This is a genomic window from Microbacterium sp. NPDC064942 (genome assembly GCF_049545525.1).
GTDB lineage: Bacteria > Actinomycetota > Actinomycetes > Actinomycetales > Microbacteriaceae > Microbacterium > Microbacterium gawkjiense.
This window is the reverse complement of sequence record NZ_JBMWDR010000003.1, coordinates 302,998-318,625: the sequence shown is the minus strand read 5'-3', so window position 1 is coordinate 318,625 and position 15,628 is coordinate 302,998. Positions and strand designations below refer to the sequence as shown.

The following is a 15,628-nucleotide window of genomic DNA, read 5'->3' as shown; positions in this document are numbered from 1 at the left end:
ATATTTAGTCGCCAAATCAATGTGATGCAGGCAATATTGCAGGGCGCGTCCCGAAAGGTCAAGACCCCGATGTCGACACTCGTCTCCTCCCCGGCACGGCCTGCCAGCCACGACGCCGTGCTCGCTTTCGCGTGGGACTCCTCGGAGTTCACCGCGACAGAGGCCTTGCAGTCCACGGGGTTGACGCGGTCGACCACGATCGAAGCGACCGACGCGCTCGTCGCACGGGGCCTGCTGCGCGAGCTGCCGAACGCCCGCCTCGCCGGCGATTACCGCAAAGGACGACCCGCCCGGCGCTTCGTCCTGCGCGAGGACGCCGCCGTCGTCGTCGGTGTCGACGCCGGCCACGAGCACGTGTCGGTGACGGTCGCCGACCTGCGCGGAACGCGGATCGCGGATGCCGATGCGCGCCTCGTCCTGGACCGCGACGACGGTCCCGCACGCGCGGCGATCGTCGCGGAGACGATCGACCGCGCCCTCGCCGCCGCGGACGTCACGCGGACCGACGTGCTGGCCGTGTGCGCGGGCGTGCCCGCGCCCGTCGATCGCACGGGGCGGTCGCCGCGGCATCCCACCCGCTTCTGGGAGCGGATGAACCCCGACCTCGCCGACGTCCTGTCGTGGGCGCCGATCGTGCGCATCGAGAACGACGCCTCGCTCGCGGCCATCGCCGAAGGGTCGGTCGGCGCCGCGAGGGGATGCCAGGACTACATCGCGCTGCTGGCCGGATCACGCCTGGGCGCCGGCGTCGTCGTCGACGGTCGCCTGCTGCGCGGCAGCCACGGCGGGGTCGGCGAGATGGTCGCGTTCGACCACGTCGACGGCGTGCACGGGGCCGAGGGCCTCGGCCACCGCGTGGCCGCGTGGGCGTCGGAACTCGCACAGTCCGGCGAGGCGACGGCGGGGTTCCGCGACGTCGCGCCGGAATCGCTCGACGCGCGGACGGTGCTCGCGATGGCCGCGCAGGGGGATGCCGACGCCCTGCGCATCGTCGACCGGGTGGGCCTCGCGCTCGCCCGCATCGTCAGCGTGCTGGGCAGCATGTTCGACCCCGAGCGGGTGGTGGTCTCGGGCGCGATCGCCGACGGCGTCGCCGAGGTGGTCGCCGCCGCGCGGCGCTCGCTGCCGACCGACCTCGACCTGCCCGCGCCCGAGCTCGTCGCCTCGACGCTCGGCGGCGAGGTCGTCGTGACCGGTGCGGTGGCCGCCGCCGTCGCGTCGGCCCGCGAGCGGGTGCTCGACGTGTGGGGCGCCGCCGGCTGAGCAGCGCGCAGCGCGGGTTCTGTCAGCGTGCGTCGCGGCGGGGGTCCTGGCCCGAGCGGGTGTAGGCGCGCCAGAGGATGCGCGCGTGGCGCTCCTTCGCGCGCTCGACGCCCGCCTCGTCGCCGCGGGCGGCGGACCACCACTCGGCGAAGCGCTCGCGCATCGCGCTGAGCACGATGTCGAGTCCCGCGTGCGGCGGCGGGGGGACGACCGCCTTCTCGGCCGGCATCCGTCCCTTCGGGGCGAGTGAGTCGTTCGCGTGCTTCACGATGAGGTCGGCGGCACCCACGGCGTGCGCGTTGATGATCGAGTGCGCCGCTCCCCGGATCTCCCAGCGGCGCGCGCGCCGGGCCACGGCGACGAGCCGGGAGTGGAACCGGCGCGGGGACGTCGCGTCGTACTCGCCGCGGATCAACAGGACGGATGCCTCGACGAGCGGCATCCGCTCGATCAGCCGGTAGCGCAGCAGGTGCGGGAGCACCTGCACGAAGTAGACGAAACCGCAGAGGACGTAGGCCGACAGCGCCGTCATGGCGAGGTGGAACGTCTCGCGGGTGGCGGACTGCGCGAAGCGGAGCGCGACGATCGGGAGCGACGACTCCTGGTCGTTGACCACGGGGCTCACGAGCACGGCGTGACGCAGCTGCGGCCGGCGGATGAGTACCTCGGTGACGATCTGCGTCCCCATCGAGTGGCCGATGATCACGGGGTCGCCGAGCCCGTAGTGGTCGAGCACCTCCTCGACCCGATCGGCGAAGAACTCGGCCGTGGGCTGGTCGCCGGGGCGCGGCATCCCGGCGAAACCCGGCAGGTCGAGGGCGAAGACGTCGCCGTGCTCGGCGAGCGACGGCGCGAGGAACTCGAAGTAGGTCGCCGCGACCCCGACCCCCGCGACCAGCACGAACGGGCGGCCGCCGTCGCCCGCGGTGGTCTCGACCCGCGTGACCCGCGTGCGGCGATCGCCGTGGCCGACATGCTCGACGTCGACGTTGGGGGCGTCCTCTGTCGCGGGCATGCCCCCAGGATGCCAGGTCGCGCGCGCCGCTAGCGCAGGGCCGCCCCGCGCACAAGCGCTGGGGATCGGTCCGCGGCGTTCCTACGCTGGCGCCATGCTGCGCCACCTCGTCATCGTGCTGGGCGACCAGCTCGACCACGAGTCGAGCGCGTTCGACGACTTCGACGCGGCTCGCGATGCCGTCTGGATGGCGGAGGTCGCCGAGGAATCCGAGCACGTGTGGAGCACGAAGCAGCGCACCGCCGTCTTCCTCGCCGCCATGCGCCACTTCGCCGCCGAACTGACGGGTGCCGGGCGCCCCCTCCACTACGCGAAGCTCGACGCCCGCGGGACTCGGGGATCGCTCGCCGAGCAGCTCGCCGCCGACCTGAAGAGGCTGAAGCCCGAGGGGCTCATCGTGACGGAGCCCGGGGAGTGGCGCGTGCGGGAAGCGCTCCGCGAGGTCGCCGAGACCACCGGCATCCCGCTGGAGATCCGTGAGGATCGTCACTTCTTCTGCACCGTCGCGGAGTTCGCCGCGCACGCTGAGGGTCGCACGTCGCTGCGGATGGAGTACTTCTACCGCGAGATGCGCAAGAAGCACGACGTGCTGATGACGACGCGCGGCCAGCCCGTCGGCGGGCAGTGGAACTACGACGCCGACAACCGAAAGGCTTTTCCGAAGCAGGGTCCGGGGCTCGTACCGCCGCGCGCCCGGTTCGAGCCCGACGAGATCACGCGCGACGTCATCGCCCTCATCGAGAAGCGGTTCGGCGACCACCCCGGCTCGCTCGACTCGTTCGCGTGGCCGGTGACCCGCCCGCAGGCGCTCGAGGCGCTCGACCTGTTCGTCGCCGAGCGGCTGCCGGGCTTCGGCGAGACGCAGGACGCGATGTGGCCGGGCGAGCCGTGGCTGTGGCACGCGCACCTGTCGTCGTCGATGAACCTCAAGATGCTGACTCCCCGCGAGGTCGTCGCCGCGGCAGAGGCGGCGTACCGGGCGAAGAAGGCGCCGCTCGCGGCCGTCGAAGGGTTCATCCGCCAGATCCTCGGCTGGCGCGAGTACGTCCGCGGGATCTATTGGACGCAGATGCCCGGATACCTCGAACGGAATGCGTTCGAGGCGTTCGAGCCGCTACCGGACTTCTACTGGACCGGCGACACCGCGATGGCGTGCCTGCAGGACGCGATCGGCACGACGCTCGAGAACGGGTATGCGCACCACATCCAGCGCCTCATGGTGACGGGTCTGTACGCAATGCTGCTCGGCGTCGACCCGAAAGAAGTCCACGCCTGGTACCTCGCGGTGTACGTCGATGCGGTCGAGTGGGCGGAACTGCCGAACACCCTCGGGATGAGCCAGTACGCGGACGGCGGGCTGATGGGCAGCAAACCGTATGCCGCGACCGGCAAGTACATCGACCGCATGAGCCCGTACTGCAAGACCTGCCCGTTCGATCCCGCGAAGCGGGTCGGCGACGACGCGTGCCCGTTCACGACCCTGTACTGGGACTACCTCATCCGGCACGAGGAGCCGCTCGCCGCCAACCACCGCATGTCGCTGCAGGTGAAGAACGTCTCGCGCCTGGACGACGACGAGATCACCGGCATCCGCGAACGCGCCGACGCGATCCGCCGCGGCGACGTCCCCGTTCCGAGCCACGCCTGACCCCACCCGAGCAAGGAGACACCATGACCTCGACCGACATCGCCCTCGTCACCGGCGCCCGCGGCGGCGTCGGCAGCGCCCTCGTCGCCCGGCTGCGGGCACGCGGGCTGCGGGTCGCCGCGGTGGGGCGGGATGCCGCATCCCTCACCGCCGTCGAGGCGGACGCGCACCTCGAGGCCGACGTGACGACGCCCGAGGGTGCCGCCGCCGCACTCGAGGGGTGCCGGTCCGAGCTGGGTGACGCGCCCGCCTGGCTCGCGCACGCGGTGGGCAGCACGCTCATCACGCCGCTGCACCGCACGAAGGCCGACGCGGCGCGCGACATCCTGCGGGTGAACCTCGAGAGCAGCATCTGGATCCTGCAGGCCTGGCTCGAGGCGACCGGCAAGGAGCCCGGTGCCGCAGTGTTCGCGAGCTCCGTCGTCGCGCGAATCGGCGTCGCGAACCACGAGGCGATCGCCGCAGCGAAGGGCGGTGTCGAGGCGCTCGTCCGCAGCGCCGCCGCGACGTATGCGAGCCGCGGCATCCGGGTCAACGCGGTCGCTCCGGGCATGACCGACACCCCCATGACGGCCGGGATGCTGAGCGTCCCGATGCAGCGGGAGGGCGCCGAGAAGCAGTACCCGCTAGGCGGGGTGCAGAGCGCCGACGACGTGGCGGCGGTCATGGACTGGCTGCTGTCGGCGGATGCCGCCCGCATCACCGGTCAGGTGATCCCGGTCGACGGCGGGTTCACCACGATCCGCCCGCTCGTGAAGTAGGTCAGCGGGTCACGACGTAGACGTCGTCGTCGTTCCGCGTGACGGCGAGCCTGTCATCGGCGTCGCCCGAGTAGACCGGCCACGCGCCGCCCGTCGAGCAGAAGTCGACCCGATCGCGCGGGAGTTCGCCCGCGTCGATCCCGTCCGCCCTCACGACGACGAGCGCCTGAGCGTCGTCGCGGTCCGAGAGGTCGGGCACCGCCTTCGCGTCGACGTCGAGCCGGGCAGCGACATCCGCTGGGGTCTCGTACGGACAGGCGACCGTGAACCGCTTCGCCCCCTCCTCGGGGAGCAGGTCGGTCACGGTGAGGGTCGTCCCCGCCGCGACAGTGCCGAGCACACGCTCCTCGATGTCGCTCGACGTCGGCGCGCACGCCGTGGTCAGGCCGGCGGCGAGGAGGGCGAGGGACAGGGCGGCGAGTGCGCGGTTCATGCTCCCTGTCTACGGGGATGCCGCGCCGCGATCATCGGCCTCGCGAGGCATCCGTGTCCGTCGGAAGGATGACGCGGGTCGTCAGTCCTGCTCGAGCACGCGCTTGGCTTTCGCGAGCGACGCCGTGAGCGTGGAACGCACCTCGCCGGCGATCATCGCCTGCGCGAGGCGCATGACGCCGGTCGGTTCCGCCTCGATGCCCACCCTCACGAGGGTCGCGCCGTTCGCGTCGGCGAACGTCAGCTCCGACGACGTCGCCATGACGCCGCTGGTGCTGGTGATCGCCATGCGGGAGCCGGGTTCGTACCCGGTCACACGCCAGTCGAACGCGAACTCGCGCCCGACCGCCCGCATCCGGGTGTGCAGCGTCGACCCGACGCCGACGGGCGGAGGCGAGGTCAGCTCCTCCGAGATGACCGACTCGTCCCAGCGGGCGCGCCCCGCGGTGAAGAAGGCGAACACCTCGTCCACCGGGCGGTCGATCGTGACGGACTCGGCGACGGTGAACATGTCCTCACCCTAGGTGGGATCCGATGGGGGTCGACGCGTGCGGCGTCTCGGGGACGGATGCCGGGGCGCGGCGTGTCGCGCGGCATCCATTGCATCCGTGAACGCCCTACCCGCGAACCCCGGCCGCGCACCGCCTCAGCCCCGCCCCACCGCCTGGAACCCGCGCAGCCGCAGACTGTTCGTCACCACGAACACCGACGACAGCGCCATCGCGGCGGCGGCCACGAGCGGGTTGAGCAGCGCGGCCATCGCGAGCGGGATCGCGGCGACGTTGTACGCGAACGCCCAGAACAGGTTGCCCTTGATGATCCCGAGGGTCCGCCGCGCGAGGCGCACCGCATCGGCGACGACGAGGGGATCGCCCGAGACGACGGTGATGTCGGATGCCGCGATCGCCGCATCCGTCCCGCCACCCATCGCGATCCCGAGGTCGGCAGCGGCGAGCGCCGCGGCGTCGTTGACACCGTCGCCGACCATCGCCACGACCCGGCCTTCGCCCTGCAGCCGGCGGATCGCGTCGAGCTTGCCCGCCGGCGTCACCCCGGCCTCCACGCGGGAGATCCCGACCTCGGCGGCGACCCGCGCTGCCGAGGAGGCGGTGTCACCGGTCAGCAGGATCGGCTCGAGACCGAGCTCACGGAACCGTGCGATCGCCGCGGCGCTCGTGGGCTTCACCGTGTCGGCGACGACGATCGCACCGAGGTACTCCCCGTCCCGGGCGACGGCGACGACCGTGCCCTCGGGCAAATCCGCAGGTACGGTGACTGCCCACTGCTCGGCGAGCCACGACGGACGCCCGGCGACGACCGCCGCTCCGTCCACGACACCCTGCACCCCGAACCCGGCGTGCGACTGGAACGACTCGACAACCCCCGCTGTCGAAGCCGCGACGATCGCGCGGGCGACGGGGTGCTCCGACCCCGACTCCACCGCCGCCGCGACGGCGAGCAGCTCCTCGCGCGAGACGCCCGAGGGCAGTACGTCGGTCACGCTCATGCGTCCGGTCGTGACGGTGCCGGTCTTGTCGAGCACGATCGTGTCGACGGTGCGGGTCTGCTCGAGCACCTGAGGTCCGCGGATCAGGATGCCGAGCTGCGACCCGCGCCCGGTTCCCACCAGCAGGGCGGTCGGGGTCGCGAGACCCAGCGCACACGGGCACGCGATGATGAGCGTCGCGACGGCGGCGGTGAACGCGAGCTCCCATGGCGCACCGGCGATCGTCCAGCCGACGAGGGCGACGACCGCGAGGCCGATCACGACGGGGACGAAGACGGCCGAGACCCGGTCGGCGAGGCGCTGCACCTCGGCCTTGCCGGTCTGCGCCTCTTCCATGAGCCGGCGCATCCGCGCCAGCTCGGTGTCGGCACCCACCCGGGTGATCTGCACCTCGAGGCGTCCGCCGACGTTGATCGTCGCGCCGACGACCCGCGAACCCTCCGCGACCTCGACGGGCATCGATTCACCCGTCAGCATGCTCGCGTCGACGCTACTCATCCCCGCGGTGACGAGACCGTCCGACGGGATCTTCTCGCCCGGACGCACGACGACCGTGTCGCCGACGACCAACTGCGACACCGGCACGCGCGTCTCGACACCGTTCTGCAGCTTCGCGGCATCCGTCGCCCCGAGTTCGAGCAGCGCGCGCAGCGCCTCGGACGACGCCCGCTTCGCGCGGGCCTCGATGTATCGCCCGGCGAGGATGAAGACGGTGACGAGCGCGGCGACCTCGAGGTAGATCTCGTGCCCGCCCGCCCGCGGCGCCCCGACGAGCGTGAAGGACATCGTCATGCCCGGCATGCCCGCGCCGCCGAAGAACAGGGCGTAGAGCGACCAGCCGAACGAGGCGATGACGCCGAGGCTGATGAGGGTGTCCATCGTCGCGGCGCCGTGGCGCAGGTTGACGGCCGCGGCCCGGTGGAACGGCCACGCGCCCCACACCGCGACGGGAGCCGCGAGGGTCAGCGCGAGCCACTGCCAGTACTCGAACTGCAGCGCCGGGATCATCGACATCAGCGCCACCGGCAGCGACAGCGCCGCGCTGATCAGAAGCCGCTGGCGGAGCGGCTTCGTCTCGTCCTCCGCCTCGGCCGCCTCAGGCTCGGGCGTGGGTACGGTCGCGCCGTAGCCCGCGGCCTCGACGGTCGCGATCAGCTGCGTCGTCTCGACGCCCTCGGCACGCACGCGCGCCTTCTCGGTGGCGTAGTTGACGGATGCCTCGACCCCGGGCAGCTTGTTGAGCTTGCGCTCGATCCGGGTGGCGCACGAGGCGCAGGTCATCCCGGAGATGTCGAGTTCGACGTCGGTGGTGCTCACGCCGACACCCGGGTGTATCCGGCCTCCTCGATGGCGGCGGTCAGGGCGTCGTCGTCGAGGGGGGTCGCGCTGTGCACGGTGACGTGCGAGGTGCCGCCGGCGACGAGGTCGACGGTCACGGCCTCGACGCCGTCGATCTCGGAGAGCTCCTCGCGGACGCTCGCGGCGCAGTGGCCGCAGGTCATACCGGTGACGAGCAGTTCTTCGGTGACAGCGGATGCCGGGGCGGCAGGCGTCGCGGATGCGGAGACGTCGGTGAGGCCCAGCTGGATGCGGTCGGTCATGGTGTTTCCTCCAGGTTCAGGAGCGAGTTCAGGAGCGGACGAGACGGGCGATCGCGTCGTTCGCCTCGCGGATCTTGTCGGCGGCGACCTGCCCGCCTTCGGCGCTCGCCTCGGCGACGCAGTGGCTGAGGTGGTCGGCGAGCAGCGAGAGCGCGACGGTCTCGAGGGCCTTCGTCGCCGCGGACACCTGCGTGAGGATGTCGATGCAGTACTTGTCCTCGTCGACCATGCGGGCGATGCCGCGCACCTGTCCCTCGACGCGGCGCAGCCGCTTCTGCAGGTCGTCCTTGTTCGCGTCGTACCCGTTCACGCTGGATACGGTACCCCCCTAGGGTATGTACGTCAAGGCGTCTGGGGCCACGGCATCCCTTCCCCTGTCGCAACACGCCGCGCGCGGCCGCACTTTGCGACAGGCGAGCGGATGCTGCAGCCGCGCCCCGTCCGGGTCAGGCCCCTTCGACCTCGTCCGACACGAGCGTCAGGTGCTCGCGCGCCGACGCCTCGGCATCCGCGCCGCGTCCGTCGTGGATCGCTTGCGCCGTCGCGAGGTGCGCTTCGAGCGTGCCGACCCGCGGCATCCCCGGCGTCAGTCCCCGCACCGACCGGCCGCGAAGGATCTCGGCGATCGGCTCGCTCAGCTTCAGGAACAGCGGGTTCCCCGATGCGCGCAGCAGAAGCCGGTGGTACGCGATGTCGGCATCCAGGTACTCGTCCGAATCCCCCAGGCCCTGCCCGCCGAGATCGCTCAGCACCGTCGCCCATCGAAGGAGTTCCTCGCGGTCAGACGCCGTCGCGCGTTCCGCGGCGAGACGGGCGGCGACCGGCTCGACGGCGATGCGCAGCTCGGTGAGCTCGATGAGGACATCCCGCCGACGGGAACTGTCGAGCGACCATTCGATGATGTCGGCATTCAGCACGTCCCACTCCGCGAGAGGGCGGACGACGATGCCTACCCGACGACGCGAGGTGACCAGCCCGTGCGTCTCGAGGACGCGCACCGCCTCGCGGACGACGGTTCGTGACGCAGCGAACGTCTCCTCGAGGCCGGCGAGGGTCAGCCCCGCCCCCGGTGCGAGCTCGCCGCCGACGATGCGGCGACCGAGGGTCTCGACGATGTGGGCGTGGGACGCGGTGGTGACGGGCGTGGGCATCGGTGTCCTTCGTTGCGACCCTCACGTTACCCCGCGGATGCCGGGGGACCAGGCGCGGCATCCGAAACGTACTACTAATCGCTTGCCAAAAGTAGTACTTATGTGGCACCGTGGGTGCGCTGCCGGGAAAGGCCCCGGCGTCGGGACGATTCACTGGAGAACACACCCATGGACGAGTGGACGCAAACACTCGGAGCAGTGCCCCTGCTTCTGATCGCGGCCGGAGCGGTCGCCCTGATCCTGCTGCTCATCATCAAGGTCCGCCTGCACGCGTTCATCGTGCTCGTGCTGGTCTCGCTGCTGACCGCGCTGGCCACCGGCATCCCGGTCGGCAGCATCGGAAAGGTGCTGATCGACAGCTTCAGTTCGACCGTCGGCACGGTCGCGCTCCTCGTCGGCTTCGGAGCGATGCTCGGCGCCCTCATCGAGAGCTCGGGCGGCGCCCGCGTGCTCGCCGAGAAGATGGTCTCGGTCTTCGGTGAGAAGCGCGCTGCCATCGCCCTGAGCGTCGCGTCGCTCCTCATGGGCTTCCCGATGTTCTTCGACGCCGGGCTCGTCGTCATGCTGCCGATCATCTTCGCCGTCGCCCGCCGCATCGGCGGCAAGCACATGCTGCTCTACGGCATCTCGGCCGCCGCCGCGTTCTCGGTCATGCACGTCTTCGTGCCGCCGCACCCCGGTCCCATCACGGCGAGCGAGACCTACGGCGCCAATCTCGGGCTCGTGCTTCTCATCGGTCTCGTCGTGGCGATCCCGACGTGGTACCTCAGCGGTTACCTCTGGGCGCGCTTCATCGACCGCCGCATCCCGCTCGCCATCCCGCGCCTGTTCGGCGAGGACGTCGAGCCCACGAACCCGCCCAAGGCCGGCACCGTCATCGGCGTCATCGCCATCCCGCTCGTCCTGATCCTCCTGAACACCGGGTCCGCCGCGCTCGTCTCGTCGGGAGCCGTCGACGGCACCGCCGTCTGGGTCCAGGCGCTCGGCCTCATCGGCACGAGCCAGGTCGCGCTGCTCATCGCCGTCCTCGTCGCCCTGTTCGTCCTCGGCACCCGCCGCGGCGTCGGAGGCAGCGCGCTGGACAAGATCGTCGAGTCCGCTCTCGGACCGATCTGCTCGGTCGTGCTCATCACCGGCGCCGGCGGCATGTTCGGCGGCGTGCTGCGCGCCTCAGGCATCGGCGACGCCCTGTCGGACTCGCTCGCCTCGATCGGCGTCCCGGTCATCTTCGCCGCCTACATCATCGCCGTTCTCCTCCGCGTGGCGCAGGGGTCGGCGACCGTCGCCCTCGTCACCGCGGCGGGGCTCGTCGCACCGGCCGTCGTGTCGGGCGGCTTCAACCCGCTGCAGGTCGCCTGTATCGTCCTCGCCACCGCGGCGGGCTCCGTCTTCGCGGGGCACGTGAACGACTCGGGCTTCTGGCTCGTCGGCCGCCTCATGGGCATGGACGTCAAGACCACGCTCAAGACCTGGACGGTGCAGCAGGCCCTCGAGTCGGTCGTCGGCTTCCTCATCGTGCTCGGCATCTTCGGTCTGGTGTCCCTTGTCTGACGTCTTCGACCTGACCGGCCGCCTGGCCCTCGTGACGGGATCGTCACGGGGGCTCGGGCAGAGCCTGGCCTTCGGCTTGGCGGATGCCGGGGCACGCGTCATCGTCCACGGCCGCGACGCCGAGGCGACGGAGCGCAGCGCCGACGCGATCGCCGGGCGCACCGGCATCCGTCCCGAGACGACCCTGTTCGACGTGACGGATGCCGCGGCCGTCGAGGCCGCGATCGGTGAGCTCATCGAGCGGGTAGGCACCCCCGACATCCTCGTCAACAACGCGGGGATCCAGCGGCGGGCGCCGTTCGCGGAGTTCCCCGTCGCGGACTGGGATGCCGTCATCTCGAGCAACCTGTCGAGCGCGTTCTACGTGTCGCGCTTCGTCGCTCCCGGCATGATCGCGCGGGGCTCGGGAAAGATCATCAACATCGCCTCGGTGCAGTCGCTGCTCGGGCGGCAGACGATCGCGCCGTACGCGGCCAGCAAGGGCGGCATCGCCCAGCTCAGTCGCGGGATGGCCGCGGACCTGGCGCGCCACGGCATCCAGGTCAACACGCTGTCGCCGGGCTACTTCGCCACCGAGATGAACGCGGCGCTCGTCGCCGACGCGGACTTCTCGGACTGGGTCACCCAGCGCACCCCGGCCGGTCGCTGGGGCGATGTCGCGGAACTGCGCGGGCCGCTCGTGTTCCTCGCCTCGGCGGCGAGCGACTTCGTGAACGGACAGAACCTGTTCGTCGACGGCGGCATGACCGCCGTCGTCTGACAAGAGGAGCAAGACATGGATGCCGTCGTCATCAAGGGAAAGCTCGACCTCACCGTGGCCGAGCACCCCGTCCCCGAGCCCGACGCCGGGCAGGTCCGGATCCGGGTGGGGTACGTGGGGATCTGCGGGTCCGACCTGCACTACTACGGCGAGGGGGCGAACGGAGCGTTCGTCGTCACCGAGCCGCTGATCCCCGGGCACGAACTGTCGGGCTGGGTCGACCTCGACCCCGACGGGCGCTTCGCGCCCGGCACGCCGGTGACGGTGCATCCCGCCCGCTTCGGTCCCGAAGGGTCGACTCCGGTCGAGCCCCATCTGCGCCCCGGCGGCAGTTACCTCGGCAGTGCCGCGACCACCCCGCACACGCAGGGCGCGATGAGCGAGTACCTGGTGGTGGATGCCGGCATGATCCGGACTCTGCCCGCGGAGCTGCCCGTGCGTCGTGCCGCCCTCGCCGAGCCCCTGGCCGTCGCCCTGCACGGTGCGGGTCGGGCGGGCTCCCTCGACGGAGCGCGCGTGCTCGTCTGCGGCGCCGGTCCCATCGGACTGCTCGCCGTCGTCGCCGCGCAGGAGGCCGGCGCCGCACGTGTCGAGATCACCGACCTGCTGCCCGGGCCGCTGGACCGGGCCCGCGCGCTCGGCGCCGACGGCGTCTGGCGCGTGGGCGAGGATGACATCCCCTCCGACGCCTACGACGTCGTCCTCGAGTGCTCCGGTGCCGCGCCCGCCGTCTCGTCGGCGATCGCCGCCGTCCGCCGCCGTGGCACCGTCGTGCAGATCGGGATGCTGCCGAACCAGCCGGTCGGCGTGAACATCGCCCCGCTGATCTCCAAGGAGGCGACCCTCACCGGTGCCTTCCGGTTCCTCGACGAGATCGACCGTGCGATCGATGTGCTGGGCCGCCGCCCGGAGATCGAGTCCGTCATCACCCACGAGTTCGCTCCGGGCGACGCGGTCGAGGCCTTCGAGACGGCCCGCCGACCCGCCGACAGCAGCAAGGTCGTCGTCGCGATGAACTCTGCGAAGGTGGCATCGTGAGCACCGCACCCCGCATCGTCGTCATGGGACCGAGCGGGTCGGGCAAGACCGCCGTCGGAGCCGCCCTCGCCGTCGATCTCGGCGTGGACTTCGTCGACGCCGACGATCTGCACCCGGCGGCGAACGTGGCGAAGATGGAGGAGGGCCACCCCCTCGACGACGAGGATCGCGCCCCCTGGCTCGACATCGTCGGGTTGACGCTCGCTGACGCTCCGGGCCTGGTCGTCGCGTGCTCGGCGCTGGCCCGCCGCTATCGCGACCGCATCCGCGCCGCGGCCCCCGACGTGCGCTTCGTCGAGCTGGTCGTCTCACCCGAGGAGCTGGACCGTCGGATGCGGTCGCGCGAGCACTTCATGCCGCCGGCGCTCCTCGCCTCGCAGCTCGCGACCCTCGAGCACCTCGGGGCGGACGAGCCCGGCGTCGCGATCGAGAACGTCGGCCGCATCCTCGACGTCGCGCGCCGCGCGCGCATCGCGCTCGACCAGGCCGACTGAGGGCTCCGCCCGCGCTCCGCGCCGAGCGCAAGGGCGAGAAGCCGGTCGATCGCCCCGCATACAATCGCGGAAGACGGCCGTCCGCGCCGCCGCATCCGAGGAGAACCGTCATCGACCACCCTGCGCCGACCCGGCCCGTCACCTGGCGGACGACCCTCGGGCGCCTCGTCCACATCTCGCGTCCCGTGCTCTGGATCAACACGATCGGCACCGGCGTGCTCGGGATGTGGCTCACCGGCGCACTGCTGGATCCCGCGGCGATCCCGCTCCTCGTCTGGCTGACGCTGCCGTTCAACCTGCTGATCTACGGCGTGAACGACATCTTCGACCAGGAGACCGACGCCCTGAACCCGCGCAAGGGCTCGATCGAGGGCGCCCGGATCGAGCCGCGCGAGGTGCGGGCGATCGTCTGGGCCGTCGCGATCACCAATGTGCCGTTCCTCGCGTGGTTCCTGATCGCCTACCCGCTCGCCGCGAACGCGCTGATCCTGCTCTACACGGCGGTGTTCGTCTTCTACTCGGCGCCGCCGCTGCGGTTCAAGCAGCGACCGTTCCTCGACTCGCTCAGCAACGCGGCCTACGGGCTTCCGCTGCTGATCGTCCCCGTCGCGCTCGGCGCGCCGCCGCTGTGGCCCGCCGTGGCCGGGCTGCTCGTCTGGAGCGTCGCCAAGCACGCGTACGACGCCGTGCAGGACATCGACGAGGACCGCGAGGCGGGCATCCGCACGACCGCGGTGCTGCTCGGTCCGCGCGGCACGGCGCTGTGGAGCGGCTTCTGGTGGCTCGTGTCGAGCGTGCTGTTCGCGGTCGTCAGCATCCCGGTCGCCGCGCTCAACGCCGTCATCGCCGGTGTCCTCGTCGTGTGGATGCTGGTGCGCCCCGCTCCCGCGACCGGTCGCCGGCTCTACCCGGTGTCGATCGCGTTCCCGTACGTCGCCGGGTCGGTGGCGAGCGGGTTGCAGCTGACGAAGATGTTCTTCGAGGCGTACGGATGAGCCGCATCGTGGTGGTCGGTGCCGGACTCGGGGGGCTGGCGGCATCCGCTCTTCTCGCCCGTGCCGGTCACGAGGTGACCCTGCTCGAGGCGGCGGATCGGGTCGGCGGCAAGAGCCGCAGGCTCGAGGTCGACGGCGAGCGCATCGACTCGGGGCCGTCGCTCGTGACCTTCCCCGGTGTGTGGGAGGAGTTGTGCCGCCGCCTCGGCACCGACGCGGGAGCCCTCGAGCTCGAGCGACTGCCCGAGGTGGGACGCTACTACTACGACGGTGAGGAGGTCACCCTCCCCGTGCCGCCGGAGCACCGCTGGTACCCGGCGTGGCAGCGGTTCAGCGACCTGCACGCTCCGCTCGCCGACGACGTGACGGCGCTGCTCGTCGCCGACCCGCTCGACCGCCGGTCTCTGCCGGCGCTGCGCCGACTGCTCGCCGTCTACGGTCCGCGGCTCAGCACCCGGGCCTACCTCGACAGCCTCACGTGGATGCCCAACGGGCTGCGCGAGATCATCGCGATCCACACCCTCAATGCCGGGGTGTCACCGTCGCAGACGCCCGCGCTCTACGCGAGCATGCCGGCGATCATGGCGGCATCCGGCGTGTGGGTTCCGCGCGGCGGCGTGTACGAGATCCCGCTCGCGCTGGAACGGATGGCGGATGCCGCCGGTGTCGACATCCGCACCGGCGAGACCGTGACGCGCCTCGAGCGCGGCCGCGTCACGACGGCCAGCGGATCGTTCGGGGCCGACGTCGTCGTGAGCGCCCTCGACGCCGACCGCGTCGACGCGCTGCTCGGCCGGCGACCGCGGCGGGCGCGCGCGCTGTCGTGCTCGGCGGTCGCGATCTACGGGGCGCTGCGCGAGCCGCTGCCCGAGCGGATCGCGGCGCACAGCGTCATCCTCCCCACCAAACCCGACGCGCTGTTCCGCAGCCTCGCCGCGGGCGACGAGCCCGCCGACACGATGGCGTTCGTGAACCTGTACCGGGCGGGCGAGATCTACCCGAACGACCGCAGCACGCTCGCGCTGCTGCTGACCGCTCCGGCCGACGGGTCGGGGTACAGCCTCGAGCATCCGTTCGTGCGCCGCGAGGTCGAACGGATCTCGCGGACGATGGGTCTCGATGAACTGCTGACCGACACGATGACGGATGCCGCGGTCCTCGACCCGCGCTACTTCGGCACGTTCGGCGAGCGCCACGGCGCGCTGTACGGCGCCGCGCGACCGCTGTGGATGAGCGGCCCGCTGCACCGCCCCGCGCACCACGACCCGCGGACACCCTGGCTGTGGCGCGTCGGCGCCTCGGTGCACCCGGGCGGCGGGATCCCCGCCGTGCTCGGCGGAGCGATGATGGTGACCGCGAAGCTGTTGCAGCGGCATCCGGTCTGATCGGGGTCGGGTTCCGGGGACGCGATT

General features: G+C 71.6%; 15 protein-coding genes and 1 pseudogene. 9 read left to right on the top strand and 7 right to left on the bottom strand.

From position 1 onward, the window contains the following. The first annotated feature begins 69 nt into the window (after positions 1-69). Positions 70-1,263 (top strand): ROK family protein, encoded by a 1,194-nt coding sequence (locus ACPEH2_RS07915; protein WP_359918507.1) that lies wholly within the window; start codon positions 70-72, stop codon positions 1,261-1,263. A 22-nt stretch (positions 1,264-1,285) separates the two neighbouring features. On the opposite strand, the gene ACPEH2_RS07910 is transcribed toward ACPEH2_RS07915, so the two are convergent. After that, the gene (locus ACPEH2_RS07910; RefSeq protein WP_359918505.1) at positions 1,286-2,278 is read right to left on the bottom strand and encodes an alpha/beta fold hydrolase; all 993 of its coding nucleotides are present in this window, start codon (positions 2,276-2,278) and stop codon (positions 1,286-1,288) included. A gap of 94 nt (positions 2,279-2,372) precedes the next feature. Between ACPEH2_RS07910 and ACPEH2_RS07905 the strand changes: the two genes are divergently transcribed. Continuing rightward, positions 2,373-3,926 carry a cryptochrome/photolyase family protein gene (locus ACPEH2_RS07905; protein ID WP_359918504.1) on the top strand — a complete coding sequence of 518 codons (1,554 nt, stop codon included), beginning with the start codon at positions 2,373-2,375 and terminating at the stop codon, positions 3,924-3,926. A gap of 23 nt (positions 3,927-3,949) precedes the next feature. Next, entirely contained in the window at positions 3,950-4,687 is a 738-nt protein-coding gene (locus ACPEH2_RS07900; RefSeq protein WP_359918502.1) for an SDR family NAD(P)-dependent oxidoreductase, read from the top strand. A 1-nt stretch (position 4,688) separates the two neighbouring features. On the opposite strand, the gene ACPEH2_RS07895 is transcribed toward ACPEH2_RS07900, so the two are convergent. From ACPEH2_RS07895 to ACPEH2_RS07870, 6 genes are all read right to left on the bottom strand, one after another. Then, positions 4,689-5,120 carry a hypothetical protein gene (locus tag ACPEH2_RS07895; RefSeq protein ID WP_359918501.1) on the bottom strand — a complete coding sequence of 144 codons (432 nt, stop codon included), beginning with the start codon at positions 5,118-5,120 and terminating at the stop codon, positions 4,689-4,691. 81 nt (positions 5,121-5,201) lie between these two features. Continuing rightward, on the bottom strand, positions 5,202-5,630 hold the full coding sequence (locus ACPEH2_RS07890) for an SRPBCC family protein (protein ID WP_359918499.1): 429 nt from the start codon (positions 5,628-5,630) through the stop codon (positions 5,202-5,204). Between the two features lie 135 nt (positions 5,631-5,765). Then, a complete protein-coding gene (locus ACPEH2_RS07885; protein WP_359918497.1) occupies positions 5,766-7,943 on the bottom strand; it encodes a heavy metal translocating P-type ATPase in 2,178 nt (725 codons plus the stop codon). Beyond that, entirely contained in the window at positions 7,940-8,227 is a 288-nt protein-coding gene (locus ACPEH2_RS07880) for a heavy-metal-associated domain-containing protein (RefSeq protein ID WP_359918494.1), read from the bottom strand. Before ACPEH2_RS07880 ends, ACPEH2_RS07885 begins: the two co-directional genes overlap by 4 nt. Positions 8,228-8,255: 28 nt before the next feature. Beyond that, positions 8,256-8,537 (bottom strand): metal-sensitive transcriptional regulator, encoded by a 282-nt coding sequence (locus ACPEH2_RS07875; RefSeq protein ID WP_064002763.1) that lies wholly within the window; start codon positions 8,535-8,537, stop codon positions 8,256-8,258. 136 nt (positions 8,538-8,673) lie between these two features. Beyond that, a complete protein-coding gene (locus ACPEH2_RS07870) occupies positions 8,674-9,378 on the bottom strand; it encodes a FadR/GntR family transcriptional regulator (protein ID WP_359918492.1) in 705 nt (234 codons plus the stop codon). 168 nt (positions 9,379-9,546) lie between these two features. On the opposite strand from ACPEH2_RS07870, the gene ACPEH2_RS07865 reads away from it, so the two are divergent. From ACPEH2_RS07865 to ACPEH2_RS07840, 6 genes and pseudogenes are all read left to right on the top strand, one after another. Further along, complete coding sequence (locus ACPEH2_RS07865; RefSeq protein WP_359918490.1) at positions 9,547-10,929, top strand: GntP family permease; 1,383 nt, start codon at positions 9,547-9,549, stop codon at positions 10,927-10,929. Next, a complete protein-coding gene (locus ACPEH2_RS07860; protein WP_359918488.1) occupies positions 10,922-11,689 on the top strand; it encodes an SDR family oxidoreductase in 768 nt (255 codons plus the stop codon). Before ACPEH2_RS07865 ends, ACPEH2_RS07860 begins: the two co-directional genes overlap by 8 nt. 15 nt (positions 11,690-11,704) lie before the next feature. Continuing rightward, complete coding sequence (locus tag ACPEH2_RS07855; RefSeq protein ID WP_359918487.1) at positions 11,705-12,727, top strand: L-idonate 5-dehydrogenase; 1,023 nt, start codon at positions 11,705-11,707, stop codon at positions 12,725-12,727. Beyond that, positions 12,724-13,221 carry a gluconokinase gene (locus tag ACPEH2_RS07850; RefSeq protein WP_359918485.1) on the top strand — a complete coding sequence of 166 codons (498 nt, stop codon included), beginning with the start codon at positions 12,724-12,726 and terminating at the stop codon, positions 13,219-13,221. The genes ACPEH2_RS07855 and ACPEH2_RS07850 overlap by 4 nt, the downstream gene beginning before the upstream one ends. Further along, positions 13,218-14,216, top strand: a complete 999-nt coding sequence (locus ACPEH2_RS07845; protein WP_359918635.1) for a UbiA family prenyltransferase — start codon at positions 13,218-13,220, stop codon at positions 14,214-14,216. Before ACPEH2_RS07850 ends, ACPEH2_RS07845 begins: the two co-directional genes overlap by 4 nt. Beyond that, positions 14,165-15,601: pseudogene (locus tag ACPEH2_RS07840) on the top strand (phytoene desaturase family protein); the annotation flags it as partial. The gene ACPEH2_RS07845 and the pseudogene ACPEH2_RS07840, both read left to right, overlap by 52 nt. Positions 15,602-15,628: the final 27 nt, after the last annotated feature.